The 16,978-nt window shown below is 69.3% G+C and carries 9 protein-coding genes; 5 read left to right on the plus strand and 4 right to left on the minus strand.

Going from position 1 to position 16,978, the window contains the following annotated elements; genetic code table 11:
* The first annotated feature begins 15 nt into the window (after positions 1–15).
* The 4 genes from OEB96_RS10610 to metH all read left to right on the plus strand — a co-directional run bounded on the left by OEB96_RS10610 (position 16) and on the right by metH (position 8,033).
* On the plus strand, positions 16–1,920 hold the full coding sequence (locus tag OEB96_RS10610) for an IgGFc-binding protein (RefSeq protein WP_266215426.1): 1,905 nt from the start codon (positions 16–18) through the stop codon (positions 1,918–1,920).
* Positions 1,921–1,977: 57 nt separating this feature from the next.
* The gene (locus OEB96_RS10615; RefSeq protein ID WP_266215427.1) at positions 1,978–3,198 is read left to right on the plus strand and encodes a CaiB/BaiF CoA transferase family protein; all 1,221 of its coding nucleotides are present in this window, start codon (positions 1,978–1,980) and stop codon (positions 3,196–3,198) included.
* A 114-nt stretch (positions 3,199–3,312) separates the two neighbouring features.
* Positions 3,313–4,332 (plus strand): ArsR/SmtB family transcription factor, encoded by a 1,020-nt coding sequence (locus tag OEB96_RS10620; protein WP_266215428.1) that lies wholly within the window; start codon positions 3,313–3,315, stop codon positions 4,330–4,332.
* Positions 4,329–8,033 carry a methionine synthase gene (metH, locus tag OEB96_RS10625; protein ID WP_266215429.1) on the plus strand — a complete coding sequence of 1,235 codons (3,705 nt, stop codon included), beginning with the start codon at positions 4,329–4,331 and terminating at the stop codon, positions 8,031–8,033. The genes OEB96_RS10620 and metH overlap by 4 nt, the downstream gene beginning before the upstream one ends.
* 110 nt (positions 8,034–8,143) lie before the next feature.
* Here the strand turns inward: metH and OEB96_RS10630 are convergent, their stop codons facing one another.
* Genes OEB96_RS10630 through OEB96_RS10640 form a run of 3 tightly spaced genes read right to left on the minus strand, consistent with a single transcriptional unit; the run spans position 8,144 to position 9,951 of the window.
* Positions 8,144–8,782: a M15 family metallopeptidase gene (locus OEB96_RS10630; protein WP_266215430.1), complete on the minus strand. Its 639-nt coding sequence runs from the start codon at positions 8,780–8,782 to the stop codon at positions 8,144–8,146.
* Entirely contained in the window at positions 8,779–9,108 is a 330-nt protein-coding gene (locus OEB96_RS10635; RefSeq protein WP_266215431.1) for a hypothetical protein, read from the minus strand. The genes OEB96_RS10630 and OEB96_RS10635 overlap by 4 nt, the downstream gene beginning before the upstream one ends.
* A 42-nt stretch (positions 9,109–9,150) precedes the next feature.
* Positions 9,151–9,951: a hypothetical protein gene (locus OEB96_RS10640; RefSeq protein ID WP_266215432.1), complete on the minus strand. Its 801-nt coding sequence runs from the start codon at positions 9,949–9,951 to the stop codon at positions 9,151–9,153.
* Between the two features lie 675 nt (positions 9,952–10,626).
* On the opposite strand from OEB96_RS10640, the gene OEB96_RS10645 reads away from it, so the two are divergent.
* Positions 10,627–11,751, plus strand: a complete 1,125-nt coding sequence (locus OEB96_RS10645) for a sigma 54-interacting transcriptional regulator (protein WP_266215433.1) — start codon at positions 10,627–10,629, stop codon at positions 11,749–11,751.
* A gap of 123 nt (positions 11,752–11,874) precedes the next feature.
* Here OEB96_RS10645 and OEB96_RS10650 read toward each other — a convergent pair whose 3' ends face one another.
* Positions 11,875–16,893 carry an nSTAND1 domain-containing NTPase gene (locus OEB96_RS10650; protein ID WP_266215434.1) on the minus strand — a complete coding sequence of 1,673 codons (5,019 nt, stop codon included), beginning with the start codon at positions 16,891–16,893 and terminating at the stop codon, positions 11,875–11,877.
* Between the last annotated feature and the right edge of the window lie 85 nt (positions 16,894–16,978).

Raw genomic sequence — 16,978 nt, forward strand, 5'->3', positions numbered from 1 at the left:
GTAGGCTAGGGTCGTATGGTGGCGCCACGAAGGCCGGGGTGGATCGCGGGGGTGGGACTGATGCTCGCGTGCGGCGACACGGGCGAGGATCCCAGTGTTCTCGACGAGACCAGGGGCACGGGCTCGACCACGCTCACCCCCACCTCGGGCTCCACCAGCCCATCCGCCACGACCACGGGACTCGACTCCACCACCTCGAGCCACGACGCCGCCGACATCGGACCCGAGCCCGACGTCCCCATCCCGTTGTTCGACGTGGGCGGCGTGACCGACATGGGCGCGAACTCCGTGGCGTGCAGCAGTGACCTCAAGCAGGTCGTCTCCATCGGCACCGGCGCCGTGGTCGAGACCTGCCCGCCCGACGAGGGGTGCCTCCAGGGCCAGTGCATCCCAGCCTGCCTCGCAGCCGCGGGCTCCGAGGGCTCGCTGGGCTGCGAGTTCCTGGTGCCCAGCTCGCCGTTCTTTGCCAACGGCAATCCAGCGGCGGCGCAATCGGGCCCCTGTCACGCGCTGCTCGTGTCCAACCCGTGGGATCGCCCCGCGCTCCTCGATCTATCGCGCGATGGCATGCCCTACGATGTCTCCCTGGTCACGCGCATCCCCAATGGAATCGGGCCGGCGACCACCTACGGTCCGCTACCGCCCGCCGGCATCCCCAGCGGCCAGGTCGCGGTGGTGTTCCTCTCGCATCGCCCCGGCGTGTTCAACGCCAACTCGCTCGAGTGTCCGATCGCTCCGGCCGTGCTCGCCGACACCGCGACCCACGGCACCGCGCAGGGCGTGGCCTTCTCGCTGGAGAGCGACACCCCCGTGCAGGTCTACGACATCATCCCGTACGGCGGCGCCTCGACCTATCTGCCGTCGGCCTCGCTGCTCTACCCCAGCACGGCGTGGGGCGACGGCTACGTGCTCGTCTCCCCGCACCCGCCCGACGGCACCGAGTGGCTGCTCGCGGTCGTCCGCGACGACGCCACCACCCTCTCGATCCAGCCCACCGTGGCCATCGCGGCGGGCAGCATCCCCAACCCGCCCGTCGCCGTGTTCACCCAGTACGTGGCCAACGCGGGCGAGGTGTTGCAGTGGCACGCCCTGGGCGATCCGTACGGCACGATCCTCTCGGCCGACAAGCCCATCGGCGTGTTCTCGGGCAACACCTACCTGCAGGTGAGCACCACCGACGGTCCGCTCTCGGGCCGCGACAGCGCGCACCAGATGATCCCCGACGTCAATGCGCTCGCCTCCGAGTACGTGGGCGCGGGCCTGCTCAGCCGCCTGCCGGGCCTTGCCCCCGAGAGCGTGCGCTACCGCCTCGTGGGCGTGGTCGATGGCACCACGCTGTCGTGGGACGCGGCCTCGCCCCCCGGGGCCCCGGCCACCTTGAACGCGGGACAGATGGCGGAGTTCGAGTCCACCGCGACGTTCTCGGTGGCCTCGCAGGACGAGGGCCACCCGTTCTCGCTCTCCCAGTACATGTCCGGCACGCTCGGCGGGCAGCCCGGCTGCACCGGCATCCCCGGCCCATGCGGGCTCGGCGACGACGACTGGGTGGTGCTGGTGCCTCCCGCCCAGTTCCTGCGCTCCTACGCGTTCTTCGTCGATCCGACCTATGGCACCAGCTCCCTGGTGGTCGTGCGCGAGGCCGGGCCCACCGGGTTCGAGCTCGTCACCCTCGACTGCATGGGCACGATCACCGGCTGGCAGCCGGTGGGCACCGACGGTCGCTTCGAGTACGCCCACGTCGAGCTGTTCCGCGGCGGCGTGGCCTCGGTGCCCGCCTGCGCCACCAGCCAGCACCTGGCAACGAGCGACGGCAACTTCGGGATCGTGGTGTGGGGCCAGGACGCCGCGGCGTCCTACGGCTATCCCGCGGGCGGCAACCTGCGCTCGATCAATGCGATCGACGTGGATCCGGCGGGCTGACGCTCGTCGGCCCGCCGGCTCGACACCGCACCGCCTGGCGTGCCACGGTCGCCGGCCATGTCGTCCGCTCCCGCCCCCGAGGCGCTCGCCGGCCTGCGCGTGCTCGAGCTCGGTCAGCTGCTCGCCGGACCATTCGCCGGGTTCCTGCTCGCGGGCTTTGGCGCCGAGGTGATCAAGGTCGAGCCCCCTGGCACCGGCGATGCCATTCGGAAGTGGCGCAAGCTCGAGGGCGGCACCTCGCTGTGGTGGCGGAGCCTGGCCCGGGGCAAGCGCAGCATCACCTGCGACCTTCGCAAGCCCGCCGGCCGCGACCTGCTGCGGCGCCTGCTGGCCACCGGGATCGACGTGGTCATCGAGAACTTTCGCCCCGGTCGCATGGAGGCGTGGGGGCTGGGCTACGAGGAGCTCCGCGCCATCGATCCTCGCATCATCATGGTCCGTGTGTCCGGCTACGGGCAGACCGGGCCCTACCGCGATCGCCCCGGCTTCGCCAACGTGGCCGAGGCGTTCGGCGGGCTGCGCTACGTCAGCGGCTTCCCCGATCGCCCGCCCGTGCGCACGGGCGCCAGCCTCGGCGACTCGCTCGCGGGGCTGCACGCCGCGTTCGCCACCCTCGCCGCCGTGCACGAGCGCGACCGGGCCGACGGCGGCAGCGGCCAGGGCCAGCAGATCGACGTCGCGCTCTACGAGTCGGTGTTCTCGATCATGGAGAGCCTCGTGCCCGAGTACGATCGCCTGGGCCACGTGCGCGAGCGAACCGGCTCGGCGCTGCCCGGCATCGTGCCCAGCAACACCTACCGCTGCGCCGACGGCCGCTACGTGGTGATCGGGGCCAACAGCGACGGGCTCTACCGCAAGCTCATGCACGCGATCGGCCGGCCCCGGCTCGCCGACGATCCTCGCATGCAGCACAACGACGGTCGCTCGGCCCACGCCGACGAGCTCGACGCCGCCATCGAGGCGTGGACGTCGAGCCTACCGCAGGCGCAGGTGCTCGAGGCGCTCGTCCGCGCCGACGTCCCCAGCGGGCCGATCAACAGCGCGGCCGATCTGTTCGCCGACCCCCACGTCGCCGCCCGAGACATGCTCGAGCCCATCACCCTCCCCGACGGCTCCACGCTTCGCGTCCCCCGGATCACCCCCCTGCTCTCGCGCACTCCCGCGCGCAGCCACTTCGCGGGGCCCGAGCTCGGCGCCCACAACGAAGAGATCTACGTCGAGCGCCTGGGACTGACGCCCGACGAGCTCGATGCGCTGCGGGCCCAGGGCGTCGTCTAGTCGCCCTGGTCGTCACCTGCGAGAGCTCGCGCAAAGCACGCAAGTCTCCCGACCGCCCCGGCGCTTGATCTCCGCCCCAATTCAGGCATCATCCGTTCATCAAGATTTGCGGATATGAGCGGAGCCATCACGCATGACCTCGAGGGGACGGTGGGCCTCCTGGGTCTGCTGGCCGACCCCACGCGGCTGCGCTTGCTCAGCCTGCTCGATGGGGCCGAGCTGTCGGTGGCCGAGCTGACCCGCATCACCGAGCTGCCGCAGTCACGCGTGTCCACGCACCTGGGCCGGCTGCGCTCGGCGAGCCTCTTGGCCGAGCATCGTGCGGGCAACTGCACGCGGCTCACCCTCGACCGCAAGCGGCTGCCCGCGACCGAGGCCAAGCTGTGGAGCCTGGTGCGGGCCCAGACCGACGACCGCGTGCTCGCGGCCGATCGCGAGCGTCGCGAGGCGCTGCTGCTCGACCGTCGCGAGCACGAGGCGGGATGGCCCGACCTCGTGGCGGGCCAGATGGAGCACCGCTACTCGCCCGGGCGCACGTGGGAGGCCACCGCCCGTGGTCTGGTGGGCCTGCTGCGCCTGGGCGACGTGCTCGACGTGGGCTCGGGCGACGGCGTGCTCACCACCCTGCTGGCCCCGCGCGCGCGCTCGGTCACCTGCCTCGATCGCAGCCCCGCCGTGATCGCGGCCGCGGCCGAGCGCCTGGCCAAGCTCCCCAACGTGCACCTGTGCGAGGGCGACATGCACGACCTGCCGTTTCCCGACGCCACCTTCGATCAGGTGCTGCACTTCCACGCCCTCACCTACGCCACCGACCCCCACCGCGCCCTGCACGAGGCTCACCGCGTGCTGCGGCCGGGGGGCGACCTGGTGCTGGTGACCCTGCACGAGCACCGACACACCGAGATCGCGCGCAGCTACAGCCAGGTCGTCGATGGCTTCTCGATCGACGAGCTCCAGCGGCTCGTCGAGGAGGCGGGCCTTGGCGTGTCGTGCTGCGACATCACCTCGAGGGAGCGCCGCAAGCCCTACTTCGAGGTCGTCACCGTGTTCGCCCATCGGCCGGCCGACACCGAGGTTCCCTCCCGTCCCCGACGGCCGACCACGCCGACCAAGAAGAAGGCCAAGGTCTCATGAGCAGCGAAAGCCCGTCTCGCCCCGACCCTCGCACCTACCTGCCCACCGCCCTGCGCGAGCGCATCTTGTTCCTCGACGGTGCGATGGGCACCGCCTTGCAGGACTACCGCCTCGACGAGGCCGCCTACCGCGGTGACCGTTACGAGCACCACCCCCGCGACCTGCGGGGCAACCACGACGTGCTCGTGCTGACCCAGCCCCACGTGGTCCGCGAGGTCCACGACGCCTATCTCGCCGCGGGGGCCGACATCATCGAGACCAACACCTTCTCGGGCACGCGCATCGCCCAGGCCGACTATGGCCTCGAGCACGAGATCCATGCCATCAACCTGGCCGCCGCCCGCCTGGCCCGCGAGGCCGCCGATGGCTGGACCGCCCGCACCCCCGAGCGCCCGCGCTTCGTGGCCGGAGCGGTGGGCCCCACCAACCGCACGCTCTCGATCTCTCCCGACGTCAACGACCCGGGCTTTCGTGCCGCCACCTTCGACCAGATGCGCGAGGCCTTCGCCGAGCAGATCGACGCGCTGGTCGAGGGCGGCGTCGATCTCCTGCTGCTCGAGACCGTCATCGACACCCTCAACCTCAAGGCAGGGATCGTCGCCGTGCAGGAGGTCTTCGAGCGCCGCGGCGTGGAGCTGCCGCTCGTGCTCTCGATGACCATCACCGACAAGAGCGGCCGCATCCTCTCGGGGCAGACCGTCGAGGCGTTCTGGATCTCGGTGGCCCACGCCCGCCCGCTGTGCGTGGGCATCAACTGCGCGCTGGGGGCCGACCTCATGCGCCCCTACGTGGCCGAGCTCTCCGCCATCGCCGACACCTTCGTCGCCTGCTACCCCAACGCCGGCCTGCCCAACGCGTTTGGCGAGTACGACGAGCGCCCCGAGGCCACCGCCGCGTTCTTGCAGGACTTTGCCAAGAGCGGCCTGGTCAACCTGGTCGGCGGTTGCTGCGGCACCACCCCCGCGCACATCGAGCACGTAGTCGGCGCGGTCCGGGGCATCCCGCCCCGGCCGGTCCCCGCACGGGACGACGGCGGCGGCAGCCGCTACGCGGGGCTCGAGCCGCTGCGCGTCGACCAAAGCAGCAACTTCATCATGATCGGCGAGCGCACCAACGTGACCGGCTCGCGGCGCTTCGCCAAGCTCATCAAGGACGATCGCTACGACACCGCGCTCGAGGTGGCGATCGATCAGGTCCGCGGCGGCGCCAACGTCATCGACGTCAACATGGACGAGGGCATGCTCGACTCCGAGGCGGCGATGACCCGCTTCCTCAACCTCGTGGCCAGCGAGCCCGAGATCGCCCGCGTGCCGATCATGATCGACTCCTCCAAGTGGTCGGTGATCGAGGCCGGCCTGCGCTGCGTTCAAGGCAAGGCCATCGTCAACTCGCTGTCGCTCAAGGAGGGCGAGGCGGACTTCGTGGCCAAGGCCCGGCTCGTGCAGCGCTACGGCGCGGCGCTGGTGGTGATGGCCTTCGACGAGCAGGGCCAGGCCGAGACGGTGGAGCGCAAGGTTGCGATCTGCGAGCGCGCCTACCGGATCCTCGTCGACCGGGTCGGCATGGACCCCACCGACATCGTGTTCGACCCCAACGTGCTCGCGGTGGCCACCGGCATCGAGGAGCACGCGCGCTTCGGCCTGAACTTCATCGAGGCCACCCGGCTCATCAAGGAGCGCTGCCCCGGGGCCAAGGTCTCGGGCGGCATCAGCAACCTCTCGTTCTCGTTCCGCGGCAACGACGTGGTGCGCGAGGCCATGCACTCGGCGTTCCTCTACCACGCGATCAGGGCCGGGCTCGACATGGGCATCGTCAACGCGGGCCAGCTGGTGGTCTACGAGGACATCCCGGCCGAGCTGCTCTCGCGGGTGGAGGACGTGATCCTCGATCGGCGCCCCGACGCCACCGAGCGCCTGGTGAGCTTTGCCGAGACGATCCGCGGCGAGGGCAAGCGGCGCGAGGAGGACCTGTCGTGGCGCGACGCGAGCGTGGAGCAGCGCCTGCAGTACGCGCTGGTGCGTGGCGTGCTCGACTTCATCGAGGCCGACACCGAGGAGGCGCGACTGCAGTACGGCCGCCCGCTGTCGGTGATCGAGGGCCCGCTGATGGACGGGATGAAGGTGGTGGGCGACCTGTTCGGCGCGGGCAAGATGTTCCTGCCGCAGGTGGTCAAGAGCGCCCGCGCCATGAAGCGAGCGGTGGGCGTGCTCATGCCGTACATGGAGCAGGACGCCGAGGGCGGCGCCAGCCGCCGCAAGCGGGGCAAGATCGTGCTCGCCACCGTCAAGGGCGACGTGCACGACATCGGCAAGAACATCGTGGCGGTGGTGCTGCGCTGCAACGACTACGAGGTCGTGGATCTCGGGGTGATGGTGCCCGCCACCACTATCCTCGACACCGCGGTGGCCGAGGGCGCCGACGTGGTGGGCCTGTCCGGGCTCATCACGCCCTCGCTCGACGAGATGATGGGCGTGGCCAAGGAGATGACGCGCCGGGGCATGGAGCTGCCGCTGCTCATCGGTGGCGCCACCACCTCGCGGCAGCACACCGCGGTCAAGATCGCCCCGTGCTACGAGCACTCCACCGCGCACGTGCTCGATGCCTCGCGGGTGGTGGGGGTGGTCGCCGATCTGCTCGACGTCGATCGCCGGCGTGCGTTCGACGTGGCCAACCGGGCCGAGCAGGCCAAGCTCCGCGAGATCCACGGCGGCAAGCGGGTCAAGCCGGTGCACCCCCTGGCCGAGGCGCGTGCCGCCGCGCCCGGGCTCGACTTCGAGCGCGAGCCGCCGCCCACGCCTGCGTTCCTGGGGCGGAGGGTGCTGCAGGACGTTCCGCTCGCGGAGATCGTGCCCTACATCGACTGGACGTTCTTCTTCACCGCGTGGCAGCTCAAGGGTCGGTATCCCGGGATCCTCGAGCATCCCAAGTACGGCGCCGCGGCGCGCGAGCTGTTCGAGCACGGCAAGGACCTGCTGTCGCGCATGGTGCAGGAGCGCATGGTCACCGCCAGCGCGGTCTACGGGTTCTGGCCCGCGGCGCGCGAGGGCGACGACATCGTCGTGTACCACGAGGATCGCAGCGGCGAGCGCCTGCGGTTTCCCATGCTGCGGCAGCAGCAGCACAGCGGTGATGGCCCGCACCTGTGCCTGGCCGACTACGTGGCGCCCGTGGGCGGGCCGCCCGACTGCATCGGTGCATTCGCGGTCACGGCGGGGCTACGGGCGCAGGAGACCGTCGCGCGCTTCGAAGCCGCGGGCGACGACTACTCGGCCATCATGGTCAAGGCGCTCGCCGACCGGCTCGCCGAGGCGCTCGCCGAGCGCATGCACCAAGAGGCGCGGCGCGAGTGGGGCTACGGCAAGGACGAGCGGCTGTCCAACGACGAGCTCATCGCCGAGCGGTACCGCGGAATCCGGCCTGCGTTCGGGTATCCGGCGTGTCCCGATCACACCGAGAAGGGCAAGCTGTTCGAGCTGCTCGGGGCGCGGGAGGTCGGGATGGATCTGACCGAGCACTTCGCGATGACGCCCGCGGCGAGCGTGAGCGGGATCTACCTCGCGCACCCGCAGGCCCGGTACTTCGGGGTGGGGCGAATTGGTGAGGATCAGGTGCGCGACTACGCGGCGCGCAAGGGGATGACGGTGGGCGAGGTCGAGCGCTGGCTCGGATCGAGCCTGGCCTATGAGCCCGACGCGGGGTGACGGGAGCCGGCCGTTCGTCGAGGATCGCGGCGACGCATCCGCCGAGTTCCCCACTCTCGCACCCAACCCGGGCGTTGGGCCGATGGCGGTCCATATTGGACGCCCACTGGCTAGGCCGTTCCGCCCTCCTCCCCCAGTTCGTCCCCCAGCTCATCCACCAGTTCGTCCTCCTCCTCGAACTCCTCGATCACATCGACCTCGTCTCCGATCCCGAACGAAACATCCTCCTCCGGCGGCCCGGGATCATCCTCCCCGATCACGCCGCTCCCATACGCCTCGAGGCTCAGCGGGAACTCCCAGTGCCACGGCTCGAGCTTGTACGGATGCCACCCGTACTCGTGCGCGTGCTCCACCAGCCACTCGTGGAGTGGAGTCCGCTTCTGCTCCTTGCGGGTGGACTTGGTCGGCCACAGGCCACCGGTCCCGATGTCCATCGCCAGGCCCGTCTCGTGCGGAGAGTTGTAGGCCAGCCACTTGCGCCCCTCCCTCACCGAGCCGAACCGCGAGACCAACGTCTTCTCGTACTGGGCACGACTCGTCCACTTGTGCCTGCGCCAGCCCGAGGCGAGCTCGATCTTCACGCCAATGTCGCGCTCGATCGCAGCGGCCATGGTCTCGAGGGCCGCCGCCGCCAGCGTATGCAGGCGGCGGACCTTGCCCCGAACCCCCGGCACCTCGACCAGCAGCGGCGACTTGCTCGCCAGCGAGCCGTAGACCTTCACCCTCACGCGTCGTTCCTCGTAGCTCATGGCTCACCCCTCGCCGCGCCAAACAACGCCAGCATCGACCCGACCATCCGCGAGCGATACTCGATCGCCGCCTCCACGTTGCGCATGTGAAGACCGTGGAGCACCGTGTCGAGCTCCCACCTGCCCTCGGCGTTCTTCGTGGCCGGCACCTCCGACAGGTTGTCGCCGTCGAGGCTGATGATCGTACGCGCGGCCAGCACCGACTCCGCACCGGTTCCAGCCTCGAGCGTGCGCGTCTCCACCTTCAATTCCGCCACACTGCCCACGAACTGCGAGACCTTGTCGGCCGCCGTGCGCAGCGCTCCCTTGATTTCCGTTGCCACCATGGTGTTCCTCTCGTTCTCCTGTCCAAGTTTGGTTGATTGCACTCACGAGCTCGCGTCGGCAGCCGGCTCGAACAGCTCGGCCTCGTCCTCGGGAATCTCATCCTCCCACTCGTCATCGAGCTCCGGCTCGCCAAGCTCGGGCGCATCGCCCCCAAACTGCGGCTCGACGGCTCCGAACGACACCTGAGCATGGCCACCGATCCGCACCCGAAACAGATCGAGCGCCACCGGGCCCGTACCACCCACGATCTGCAGCGAGTCGGCCTTGCTGCAGCTCACCGACAGCTCGGCCGAGCCACGCCCGGCCTCGACGGCCGCGAGCGCGTCGACGCGGCCTCGCAGCGAGAAGCGAGCCCCCCGCTCGGTCGAGACCAGGATCACGGGATCGACGGCCACATAGACCTTTCGGACCACCCGCCAGCCCAGCCTCCACTTGCGACCGCCGGCGTCGCGTCGGCGCACCAGCTGCCCCGCCACCGCGTCGACCCCCAAGAGCTCGGTCATCGACAGCTTTCCCGTGCGGATGAAGACGCTGCTCTCGCCCTCGAGCGCGAGCTCGAGCGTGCCCTCGACGGCCTGGGCGGGAAACGCATCCACCCTCACGCCGCCCATGGTGCGCACCATGGTGGCCCCGGCCGAGGTGAAGCTCAGGCTCACCGAAGAGGCCCCGGGCCGGGCCCGTGGCTCGACCCCGAACTCGCGGATGTTGCCGAGCTTGTGAAACACCCCGCCACGAAGGGCCCCGTAGTCGCCGACCTCGTAGGGATCGGTGACGGGACTCCAGGCGGCGAAGTGCAACAAGCGAGACCTGATGAGCTGGGCGTAGTACGAGGCGAAGTCCATGGTGATCATCCCGGGATGTCCTGGAATGCCTTGGATCAAAGGTTCTCAATGAAGAAGGACGACACTGGAACGGACACCGGCATTGTTCGAGTCCTCGCCACGACACCACTGCACCCACGCCATACCATCATGAGCAAACACGTCGACTGAGTCATTTCGAATTACCTCGTTCTCGCTCGCCCCCCTGCCATCACACTCTCCTCAATTTCGCGCAGGTCGTTTCCGCACTGCGCAAAATTGCCCAATCTCTCTCGGGACCCATCGAGGGTAGACGTTGGCCACCTCCGACGAGGTCATGCTCCGCCCTCGCGGGAAGGCAAACGGATGCATCCACGAAGCAACTCACGTGCCCGGCGGCTCACATCAGGAGACTCAGGGAATTTCCATGGCTTGCCAGCTACCAAACATCCGCTTTGAAAACTCATTTGATTGAATATTGAATCGTGTTTTACGCGCGGTTTAATACGACAATCCCGCTGAACCGGATCGAGACACATGGCCGATGTCTTCAGCGCACAGATTGCGTTCTCTGCACAAAGTGTTTCCCCTATCAGTAAAGCGTGATATCTCGTGTATCGAAAGGCCCATGCGATGGAACAGCGCAGGATGCGCTTGGCGGCATCTCGATCAGACTCGTCGGACTCGAACGCGGTTCTCACTGCCACCAACGAGGCCGTGTCCACCTCCGGCAATCACTTCGGACACGGGATTCGTCAGGTGGAATCGCTCACCCGGAGCGCTCGCGGCGGTCTGCCCCCGGCTCCGAGCCCCACGAGCGGTTTCGATGCTCGAACCCCCGCGCGGAGCTACGCGCTGACCCTGGCGCGCCGGGTGGCCTCCTCCCGCTGCGCCGTCCTCATCGTGGGGCCCACGGGCGTCGGCAAGGAGGTGCTCGCCGAGGAGATCCATCGCCGAGGGGACCGTGCGGGCAAGCGCTTCCTCGCGATCAATTGCGCGGCGATTGCCCCTTCGCTGTTCGAGAGCACCTTCTTTGGCCACACGCGTGGGGCCTTCTCCGGCGCCACCTCCGACAAGCCAGGGCTCGTCGAGCTCGCCAACGGCGGCACGCTGTTCCTCGACGAGGTGGGCGAGCTGTCCCTCGACGCCCAGGCCAAGCTGCTGCGCTTCCTCGCGAAGGGGACGTACTGGCCGGTCGGCGGCACCAGCGAGCAGCATGTCGACGTCCGGGTCATCGCCGCCACCCACCGTGACATCGGTGCCGAGGATACCAAGTCGTTCCGTGAGGATCTCTTCTACCGGCTGAGCACCATCACGATTCGCATTCCCGGGCTCGATGCTCGCGACGTGGAGACCATTGCTCGCTCGATCGCGACCGAAGTGGCGGAGAGCCATGGCGTGGTCATCTCGGAAGACGATGCAATGGCCCTCACCACGCGCTGCGCCGCACACGAGTGGAAGGGCGGCGTGCGTGAGCTCCGGAACGCGATCGAGCGACTCATGATCCTGTGGAACCCGGGTCGACCCAGGGAGGAGGTCTTCGCGGAGGTCCTGGGGCAGCGGCCATCCCCGTCGAGCCCGAGCCCCCACGTCCCGAGCGTGAACGTCTCCAAGGATCTCGACAATCTCCTCTTTCTCGGTGTCGCCGAGCAATGTGCGGACGTCAAGGAACTGGCCAGTCGCACCGAACGAACGGTTCAGGCCATCTACGGTCGCCTCAAGAAGCTCGATCTCACCCCGCAGGACGTCGGCCCCACCCCCAGGCTCGAGGCACGCAAGGCAAACCTTCGACGTCGCCTCGCGCCCGAGCTTCCGTGGATCCAGAGGCTGCTCACCGAGTGAGACGAGCACCGAGGTCACTCATGTGCCCGTGCCCTCGGGCCCCGCTGGCCCACCGGGTGTGGCGACCTGTGTCTCCTGTCGCATGACATCGGGCAGTCGCTGGCCGGTTGGGCCTCCTCGTACTCAGCCAGGATCTCTACCGGACAGCACGGCCGCGCAGACATCGGCCACCTCTGCGTCGACCGCGATGTCGCCCAGCGCCCGACAGGCGAGGCCCAGGCGCTGCTCGAGATCGACCACCCAGCGCTGGACCACCCCATCGACGCTCGCGCTGAGCACGGCCCGACCGTCGTCCACGAAGCGCAGCGCACGTACGTCACGCGCGTGCCGCCCCAGCACGGTGAGTTCCTCGTCGGTCTGCAGATCCCACAGCTTGATCGTCGCATCCAGGCCCGCAGTCACCATGCGCGTCCCATCGGGGGAGATCGCGATGGCGTTGACGTTGGCCATGTGCCCATCCAGCGTCACCTGCTGGTCCATCTCGGGGGTCCACAACAACACATGGCCCATGTGGTCGCCGAGCGCGAGCCGACCAGACGAAGCATATGCCGCGGAGAACACGATGCCATCCATTCGATGCGAAGCCACGGGCTCGTCGAGCCGGCTCAGGTCCCACAGCTTGGCCACCTTGTTGAGCTCCAGGGTCATCAGGTGGCGACCGTCGGGAGAGATCGCGACGAGCGAGGTCCCCCGGTCATTGGCCGGAAACGCCGTCACGGGGGCGAGCGTGGCGGTGTTCCACAGCTTCACGACTCCGGCACCGTCGCCCGTGACCAGCTGCCGATCATCGGGAGAGAACGCGATCGCGGAGACGATCGAGTCCTGGGGGGGCAGCTCTCCTGCGAGCTCGATCCCAGTGGAGCCTTGTTGCCAGAGCATGGGCACGCGATCGGAAGCCACGGTGACCAACCGCTTCGAGTCCGACGAGATCGCCATGGCCGTCACCCCGTCGCCGTCGACCTCGGACGCGTCCGTCGCGACGAGGCTCCTGATCTCCACCGCCTTCTTGGCTCGCTTGGCCAGGGCCACCCACTCTCCGTCGGGGGACAGCACGATGGGCTGGGCGTCGTCCTTGCTGCCTGCCAGCAGCACTTGCTGGGTCGTGGAGTGGGCGCTCCACAGGCGAACCGATCCATCCAGCGCTCCGGTTGCGATCCATTGCCCATCGGGAGAGAACGCCAAGTCGCGGATCTGATCGGCGTGTCCCTCGAGGATCGCTCGCTCGGCCCACGTCCGAGCGTCCCACAGCCGCAGCGTTCGGTCCCAGCCCGCCGTGGCCAGGACCGTGTCGTCGGGCGAGAACTCGAGGCCGCTGACGATCGACAGGTGTCCTCGCAGCGTGGAGCGCTTCTGGCCGCTGGTGATGGACCAGACCTGGACCACCTGATCGAGAGCGACGGCGATCTGCTCGCCGCTCGAGTCGATCGCGATCCCTCTGACCTCCCCGGTCCCCACGAAGTCCTGCGGCTCGGTGGCATCCGAGGTCTCCCACAGCCGCACCACCCCACTGGCGTCGCCGGTCGCGACGTGCATGCCATCGGCGGAGAAGGCCGAGGCCACCACCTTGTCGCGATGACCTCCGAGCACCATCACCTCGCTGGGGCTCGCCAGCGCGACGAGCCGTGCGCCCTGCGAGGTGACCGCGAGCAAGCGCGCGCCGTCGGGAGAGAAGCGCAACTCGAAGATCGTGCCCTCTTCGGGCTCGAGCACCTCCGCGCGGTCGACCCACCCTCCGTCCCTCCAGCTCCACACGTCGACGGTGCCGTCGATCACCGTCGCCAGCCGCTGGCCATCGGGGGCAACGGCCATGACATCGACGTGCTCGTCGTCTTCGGCCAGGGCCACGGGCCGTGGACTTGCTCCCCAGCGCAGCGCGCCGCTCCCCCGGCTCGTGGTGAGGATCTCCTCGCCCCCCATCCCACCGAACGCAACGAAGGAGAGCCCCTTCTGCCCGTCGACGACCTGCAGCGGCTTGCCGGTCGCGACCTCCCAGATCCTGGCCGTGTCGTCGCGGCCGGAGGTGGCCAGCCGAGCACCGTCGGGAGAGAACGCCAGATCAGTGATGCTCTGGTCGTGTCCCCGCAGCTCTCGCGCCGGGTGGAGCCCTCGGGTCGCGGCATAGAGCGCCCGGCGTACCTCGAGGCGCAGCTTCGCGACGTCGTGCGGCTGCTCCTTGGACAAGCGGATCGCCTCTACGAGCGCCGTGGCTCGTGCGCCCGCCTCGTCGGCCATCAGCTCGATGGAGACCCCCTCCTGACGGGCCAGCGCATCCACGGCCTTGGCCTCGTTGTTCCTGGCCTCCTCGGCCGCGATCCGCTCGGCCTCCCGGGCGTCGATGGCCGTCTTCAGCGCATCGTGCTTGGCCTCCTTGGCCCGCTCGGCCTCGCGATAGAGCACGGTGGCGTACACGGCCGCGCCCACCGCCAGCACCCCTGCCAGCCCCACCATGACCGTGGCTCGCCGCAACAGCTTGACCCGCCTGGTCTGCTCGAGCGCCAGCTTCTCGGCCGCCTCGAGCTTCTCACGCTGCAGGCGCTCCTTCTCGGCGGCCTGGCGACGCTCCTCTTCCTCACAGGCGAGGAAGTACTCCTCGAGCCTCGGATCGAGTCGCAGCGAGCCGTCGCGGAGAAACGTACGGACCAGCTCTCCGCGCTCGTGCACGTGCACGAGGTATGTGGGAGAACAATCGTGCTGCCGCCACTCGACCGTCGCGGACTCGAGATCCTGTCGCAGGTGGATCACCTCGCGCGACGCCGCCACCCACTCCTGAAGGCGGTCCCACTTGCGCAGCAGGGCCTCGTGGGCAACCTCGACCACGTCGCCCGCGTGCTCGTCGTGGCTCTTGACCACCAGCCGCTCGGCGGCGAGTCGATCGATCAGCCGTTGCGCCGACGATCGCTCCAGTGACGACTGGGTCCTCCCGGACGAGCGAGTCCCCCCGCGGATGGCGTAGAGCATCTCGAGGGGCACTCGACGCCGCAGGCAGCGGAGCTCTCCCCCTTCGGACTCGCGGATCTCGGTCAGCGAGAGCATCACGGAGATCAGGCGCTGGCGATCGTCGTCCTCGAGCCCCTCCCACACACGCTCGGCGGTCTTGGTGATCGCCCCCTGGACCCGTCCCAGTGCCTCGTAGGTCTCCACGCGGAGCCAGCGTCCGCGGCGTCGATCGTAGAGCTGGCGCAGGACGTGCTGCAGCAGCGGCATCGATCCCGGCTCGTTCGCGAGATCGTGCAGGATCAGCTCGCACAGGGCCGTCTCGTAGCGAAGCCCCGCGGCGAGTCCCTGCTCCTCGATGGCGCTGCGCAGCTCCTCGGCCGACATCGGAGGGATGAGCCGCAGCCCCTCCACGCGCTCGCGTAGCCCTCGATGCACCGCGCACTCGCCAATGAAGTCCGAGCGCATGGAGATGATCACGCGGTGCGAGGGTCCGACCGAGCTCAGCAGACGATCGAAGAACTTCGTGCGCTGCTCGGCGTCGCGGCAGAGCGTGAACATCTCCTCGAATTGGTCGACGTACAGCACCCGAAGGGGCGCATCCCCCAGCTCCTCCAGTGCGTGCTCGAGCTTGCCGAGCGGCTGATCGCCGGGCCGGAAGTCGGCCAGGGCCAGGCCCGGGCTCGCGTCCCGAAGGCGCGGCACGACCCCCGCCATCACCAGCGACGACTTGCCGCAGCCCGAGTTGCCGAGCACCGCGAGAAACGAGTCGCGCTCGAGCTGCGCAACCAGGGCCTGCACCAACCCATCGCGCCCGCGAAAGAACTCGCGCTGCTCGGCGGTGAACGCCTCGAGCCCCGGGAACGGGCAGCGCACGTCGTACGGCGGAGGCTTGCGCCCGTGCCCGAGGGCAGAGAACGAGAGCTCCAGCGCGTCCTCGCACAGATGCTCGAGCTCCGACAGCCTCGCCTGGTGCTCGTGCTTGGCCGCGCCCGCGAGCACGGCCGGGTCCACCGTCACCGCCCGGGCCAGCGCGCGCGCGCGCTCGAAGGCCATCGGGGCGCGCTCCTCGAACAGACGCTCGATCTCCTCGGCGGCAGCGGCCAGCTCGGACTTGGTCAGGGGACGATCGAGGTCGTCGCTGAACAGGGGCCGACCCGCCAGGCGGCTGAACAGCGCGGGGACGACCACGTCGTCGCGTCGCCGCACCTCGACGCACGCCTCGGCCAGGGCCCGGTCGATCACCCCGTGCTCCCGCAGGCGGGAGTAGAGCGCTCGGGACAGCGCGAACGCGGTGGCCTGGGTGACCTTCTCGGTCATCGCCACCACCGCGGGCATTCCCAGCTCGCGGACCAGGCGCTGGCCGAGGCCTCCCAGCGACGCTTCGGCCTCGGGCTTGGCGCTGTCGCACACTCCCAGGAACGCAAGGTGCGGCAGGCCGTGAGCGGCCCCCAGCTCTCGCAGGCGCTCGATGAGATCGGTGGCCTCGACCGCACCGGTCGTGCCGTCGTCCCTCTGGAGGAACACCGCCGTCTCTCCCGACCGCGCCGAGTAGGCTCCGTGGCACACGATGTGGAGGATGGTGAAGCGCTCGGCCGTGAGCCGCTTGCAGATCTCGGCGACGGTGGGAGGTCCGACGGCACGCGGATCCTTGCCCAGCACCAGCGACGGGATCTCGCCCAGCCCCGTCAGCGCGGTGTCGATGGCGTCCTTCTCGTCGAAGGGATCCACGCGATAGCGGTTGCCGGGCTCGGGGCTGGCCACCACCACCAGCGCTCGCAGGTCGCGGCGGCCGAACGGGAGGAACCGCCGATCGCAGGCGCTGGGCAGGTACAGCGAGAACGGCGTGCGCTGGTTCTGACCGAGGAAGCCCCACTGGTTGCCGTCGAGCGGGCACGCCAGCCTCTCCCAGCGCAGCGACTGCAGCGTCTTGGCTTCTACCGCCAGCAGCACCCGCAGCTCGGACGCGTCGGCCCGCGCCTGGGCGAACAGCTCTCCCACCCCGCCTGCGAGCACCCGCTTGCCCAGCATCGTGCCGTAGTCGAGCGAGCCCAAGACCCCCTCGAGCTCCCGTGGTTGCAGGGGCAGGCCGAGCTCACGGCGAACCGATGGCTCACCCGGGCGACTCCACTCTCCAACGATGCGATACTCGTCGTCGACAGTCGTGGATTGGATCACCAGCACGAAGATGGATCGGGAATCCGCCATGGTCAGTCACGCGCTCGAGTCGTCACGTCCGGGGTGAGAATCGATGCTCGGGGTGCAGGGCAGCTCGAGCGACGAGGTTGGCGAG

Source organism: Paraliomyxa miuraensis, from assembly GCF_026337845.1.
Classification (GTDB): Bacteria; Myxococcota_A; Polyangia; order Nannocystales; family Nannocystaceae; genus Paraliomyxa; species Paraliomyxa miuraensis.

Coding starts and splice junctions, on each gene's coding strand:
- OEB96_RS10610 (WP_266215426.1), top strand. CDS start 16: ATGGTGGCGCCACGAAGGCCGGGGTGGATCGCGGGGGTGGGACTGATG.
- OEB96_RS10635 (WP_266215431.1), bottom strand. CDS start 9,108: ATGGTGGCAACGGAAATCAAGGGAGCGCTGCGCACGGCGGCCGACAAG.
- OEB96_RS10620 (WP_266215428.1), top strand. CDS start 3,313: ATGAGCGGAGCCATCACGCATGACCTCGAGGGGACGGTGGGCCTCCTG.
- OEB96_RS10640 (WP_266215432.1), bottom strand. CDS start 9,951: ATGGACTTCGCCTCGTACTACGCCCAGCTCATCAGGTCTCGCTTGTTG.
- OEB96_RS10650 (WP_266215434.1), bottom strand. CDS start 16,893: ATGGCGGATTCCCGATCCATCTTCGTGCTGGTGATCCAATCCACGACT.
- OEB96_RS10615 (WP_266215427.1), top strand. CDS start 1,978: ATGTCGTCCGCTCCCGCCCCCGAGGCGCTCGCCGGCCTGCGCGTGCTC.
- metH (WP_266215429.1), top strand. CDS start 4,329: ATGAGCAGCGAAAGCCCGTCTCGCCCCGACCCTCGCACCTACCTGCCC.
- OEB96_RS10630 (WP_266215430.1), bottom strand. CDS start 8,782: ATGAGCTACGAGGAACGACGCGTGAGGGTGAAGGTCTACGGCTCGCTG.